Annotated in this window: 5 protein-coding genes; 2 read left to right on the forward strand and 3 right to left on the reverse strand. The window is 49.0% G+C overall.

The features are described from left to right. Nucleotides 1–839: MoxR family ATPase (locus RMO84_RS16155; protein ID WP_310489462.1), on the reverse strand; the 839-nt coding region annotated here is incomplete at its 3' end. Between the two features lie 404 nt (nucleotides 840–1243). Between RMO84_RS16155 and RMO84_RS16160 the strand changes: the two genes are divergently transcribed. Both RMO84_RS16160 and RMO84_RS16165 read left to right on the forward strand, forming a co-directional pair. Beyond that, nucleotides 1244–1693 (forward strand): hypothetical protein, encoded by a 450-nt coding sequence (locus RMO84_RS16160; RefSeq protein WP_310489463.1) that lies wholly within the window; start codon nucleotides 1244–1246, stop codon nucleotides 1691–1693. A 178-nt stretch (nucleotides 1694–1871) separates the two neighbouring features. Beyond that, nucleotides 1872–2153 (forward strand): YkvA family protein, encoded by a 282-nt coding sequence (locus RMO84_RS16165; protein WP_310489464.1) that lies wholly within the window; start codon nucleotides 1872–1874, stop codon nucleotides 2151–2153. A gap of 86 nt (nucleotides 2154–2239) precedes the next feature. Here the strand turns inward: RMO84_RS16165 and RMO84_RS16170 are convergent, their stop codons facing one another. Both RMO84_RS16170 and RMO84_RS16175 read right to left on the reverse strand, forming a co-directional pair. Continuing rightward, nucleotides 2240–2884, reverse strand: a complete 645-nt coding sequence (locus tag RMO84_RS16170; protein WP_310489465.1) for a MarC family protein — start codon at nucleotides 2882–2884, stop codon at nucleotides 2240–2242. Nucleotides 2885–2910: 26 nt separating this feature from the next. Then, nucleotides 2911–3728, reverse strand: an 818-nt coding sequence (locus tag RMO84_RS16175) for an acetate/propionate family kinase (RefSeq protein ID WP_310489466.1), incomplete at its 5' end; no start/stop codon positions are given.

Below are 3728 nucleotides of genomic sequence, written 5' to 3' on the forward strand. Positions count from 1 at the left end.
ACATAAAGAGCCAGATCTTTGACATCATCGGGGGTTGCATACGATCGACCTTGCAACCATGCCCAGGCTTGAGTAGTCCGATACAAAGCGACAGCACCACGCGGACTGACGCCCAAACTCACTTCTCGATCGATCCGCGTCGCCCGCACCAAGGCAACGATATATTGTTGAATCGATAGCTCGATTTTGACTTGCTGGCATTCATGTTGGATTGCTTGGAGTTGCTCCAGAGAAATACACGGCTCTAAGTTATTTACCGATGTGCCTGCTGCCAAGCCTTGGAGCATTTGCAGTTCTTCGGCGGCTTCTGGATAGCCCAAACTCAAGGAAATTGCAAAGCGATCCATCTGCGCTTCCGGCAAGACAAACGTCCCGTGGGATTCGATCGGATTTTGAGTGGCGATGACAAAAAACGGTGCTGCAACTGCCCGTGAGTGACCGTCTAATGTTACTTGGCGTTCTTCCATGACTTCTAACAAGGCCGACTGCGTCCGGGGTGTCGCACGGTTGATTTCATCGGCTAACAGAATATTCGTAAATACCGGCCCAGGGATAAACTCAAATTCGCGGCTGCCGGGATTCCAGATATTAGTACCAGTGATGTCCGAAGGGAGCAAATCGGGCGTACACTGTATCCGCTGAAATTTACCATCGATCGATTTAGCTAGGGATTTAGCTAGTAAGGTTTTGCCAACTCCAGGGACATCTTCGAGCAAGACGTGTCCTCCCGCTAAAAGTGCTGTCAAGACCAGCTGAATCGGTCGATCTTTACCGACGATCTGTTGAGCGATATTGGCAGTCAGCCGTTGAATGGGTGTCGGAGAGGCAAGAGTATTCATATCAAAATTGGGTGAACCGAACAGATTGCGATCGGGAATTCCGGCACAGGGCAATCGCGATTCGAGGTTAAATTGATGGTGTTACTCTATCTTGCCCAGTTCCACTCGACTTCTCGCTCCAGTCAGGGATTGGCTGTGCCTAGTGGTGGGACTAGCGGCGCGATCGATTAGCGTTCAAATCTAGCTACCACGCCATATCTGGGGGCTTGAGTTTTGTTAGACATTCAGGTTACGATCGAACTCCACACTTGCCTCTTTAGTAGAAATGTACTATAATATTTAGCATCCCCGATGGCTAGTTACTAGGCTCGATCGAGCTGGCTGCTAGCTGATATCTTTAGCTTTATTTCCCCAAATTCGTGCATTACCACCAATAATTCCTTCGCCCTTTTTGGTGTCCTCACATGTTACTATCTGCTCCCAAACCTGCTACCGTCGTTACCAATCCTCAAAGTAGATTCGTTACCAAATCGGCTGTCGCCATGCACCTCAAGCGATCGACCGATGAAATTTACAAAGTCAATTGTTGGCGATATGTGGTGCATGTCGTCGGCAAAAAAATGAGTACTTTCGTCAGTTATGCCGATCTACCACCGATTGTCGGTGTGGCATTGCCAAATCATCGCGACGTCCGCGCTTGGCGCAAACGCTGGAAAAAATACGACCACATCGCGCCGTTATTTTGGCACAACTTTTATGCAGAGAAACTGCGCCAAGTAACGACGATGGAAGAACTCCAAGCTTGGGAAGAAGTCTTGAGTTATGTCAACTTTGGATTGCCAGAATCCAGTCGGATCGAATTGGAGGGCATCTGTGCAGAAATGACCCATTTTTTGTTTAGTAATGCCGCTTAGATCGTCGGTCGATCGGTGATGATTGAGTTCTAAAACGAGCAAAAATCGATCGATGGATCTGGATGGCTCGATCGTCAGTAGTAACAACCACCATTCTCAATGGGTTTACCGTACCTGTACAAATCCTGGGAATTTGAGATGATAGATGTATCGACCAAAACCACTCAGGAATCAACCGATGAACTTCAATATTAATTCGCTGCACAACTGGTATCGTAGTTTATTGCAAAACCCCAAATATCGATGGTGGGTAGTAGCGGCATCGATCGCTTATCTAGTCAGCCCGATCGATTTGGTTCCTGATTTCTTGCCCTTTGCGGGCTTGGTTGATGATACCTTGATTATTTCTCTTCTAGTTGCCGAAGTCTCCCAAATTGCCAAAGCAAAACTCCAAGCTAACAGCAAAAAATCTACTCCAGACGCAACGGGTCAAGTAGTTGATGTGCAACCGATTCAGTAAGTTAAAACTGCAGATGTAAGTATTTTCCAAAAAAGTAAGTGTGACGGGGTGGTAATTGACATCAATTACCACTTTTTTTGTAGGTATTATTTAAATAGATTTGGCGCGGCGTTGTGTAATAGGGATAGCACCCCATCAGCGATTAACTGTACGGCAATTGCCAAAATAAAAAAGCCGAGTATGCGGTTGATTGCGCCCATGCCATTGCGACCTAGCAGCGATAACAGCGACTCTCCCAAAATAAGGCAGATATATAATAAAGCACCAAATAATCCGATCCCGATCGCACAACCGAGATAGTCGCTCCAGTCATTCATGCGTGTCGATAGACCGATGATAACGCCGATCGAGCCAGGGCCAGCCACTAGCGGCGTCGCCATCGGCGTAAACGAGACATCGACTTTTTCCATCCCAGCTTTTTGCTCGGATTCCATTAACCGGGGTTTGCTGGCAACTAATTCCCACGCAGCGTGGCCGACTAATAAGCCGCCAGCGATGCGTAAGACATCGAGGGAGATGCCAAAGAATTGGAGAATCGTGCGTCCGCTCACGAGAAAGACTGTCAAAATCAAAATCACTGCGATCGTCGTGCGGCGAGCTTGCTGGCGGCGATCGGCGCGACTATCGGCGGCGGTCAGACTATAAAATATCGGTACGGCACCGATCGGATTGGCAATGGGAAATAAGGCCGCCAAGGTGCCGATCGCATAGTTAAGGATTGCTGGTGTCATCCGAATTTAGTCATCCTCAGTGAAGTTTATTGGCTCTCGGTGAGATATTGCCAACAGGCTGTAGCGATTTCCCACTCTTCTTGGGTGTGAATAGCCAGCAGTCTCACGGTCGATCGATCTGTCGCCACATCGCGATCGGGTGGGAGCGAGAGGCGATCGTTTAAGTCTAGATCGATTTCGACACCCAGAAAGGCCAATTTCGCCGCCACAGCAGCACGAAGGCCAGCATGATGCTCGCCAACGCCACCAGTAAAAATCAACGCGTCCAGACCGCCCAATGCCGGTAAAAGGGACGCAATTTTAGCTGCGAGGCGATCGATATACATCTCCAGGGCGAGTTTGGCTCTAGTATTACCAGCCGCAATAGCGCGATCGATCTCGCGCAGATCGTTAGATACGCCCGAAACGCCCAATAACCCCGACTCGAAATTCAAGACTCGATCGAGTTCTTCAATGGTATATTCCCCCTCTCGCACCAGATGTAAAATTATCCCCGGATCGATCGAGCCGCACCGCGTTCCCATCATCAATCCATCTAGCGGTGTAAATCCCATCGTCGTCTCGATACAGCGTCCGGCACTCATCGCCGCCAGCGAACACCCATTACCCAAATGACAACTAATTAAGCGCAACTCATCCAGATTTCGCCCTAATAGTGCCGCCGCGCGCCGCGTGCAATATTGATGGCTGATGCCATGAAAGCCATATTTCCGAATCCCTCGTGCTAACCACTCATACGGCACGGGATAAACATACGCAACTTCGGGTAAATCTCGATAAAAAGCCGTATCGAATACGGCTAGTTGAGGCAGATTGGGAGCGATTGCGGCGATGGCCTCGATCC

Origin of the sequence: Chamaesiphon sp. VAR_69_metabat_338, assembly GCF_031423935.1 — a bacterium.
Classification (GTDB): Bacteria; Cyanobacteriota; Cyanobacteriia; order Cyanobacteriales; family Chamaesiphonaceae; genus Chamaesiphon.

Excerpts from the sequence above, each read along its gene's own strand:
- RMO84_RS16160 (WP_310489463.1), top strand. The coding sequence starts at position 1,244 with ATGTTACTATCTGCTCCCAAACCTGCTACCGTCGTTACCAATCCTCAA.
- RMO84_RS16165 (WP_310489464.1), top strand. The coding sequence starts at position 1,872 with ATGAACTTCAATATTAATTCGCTGCACAACTGGTATCGTAGTTTATTG.
- RMO84_RS16170 (WP_310489465.1), bottom strand. The coding sequence starts at position 2,884 with ATGACACCAGCAATCCTTAACTATGCGATCGGCACCTTGGCGGCCTTA.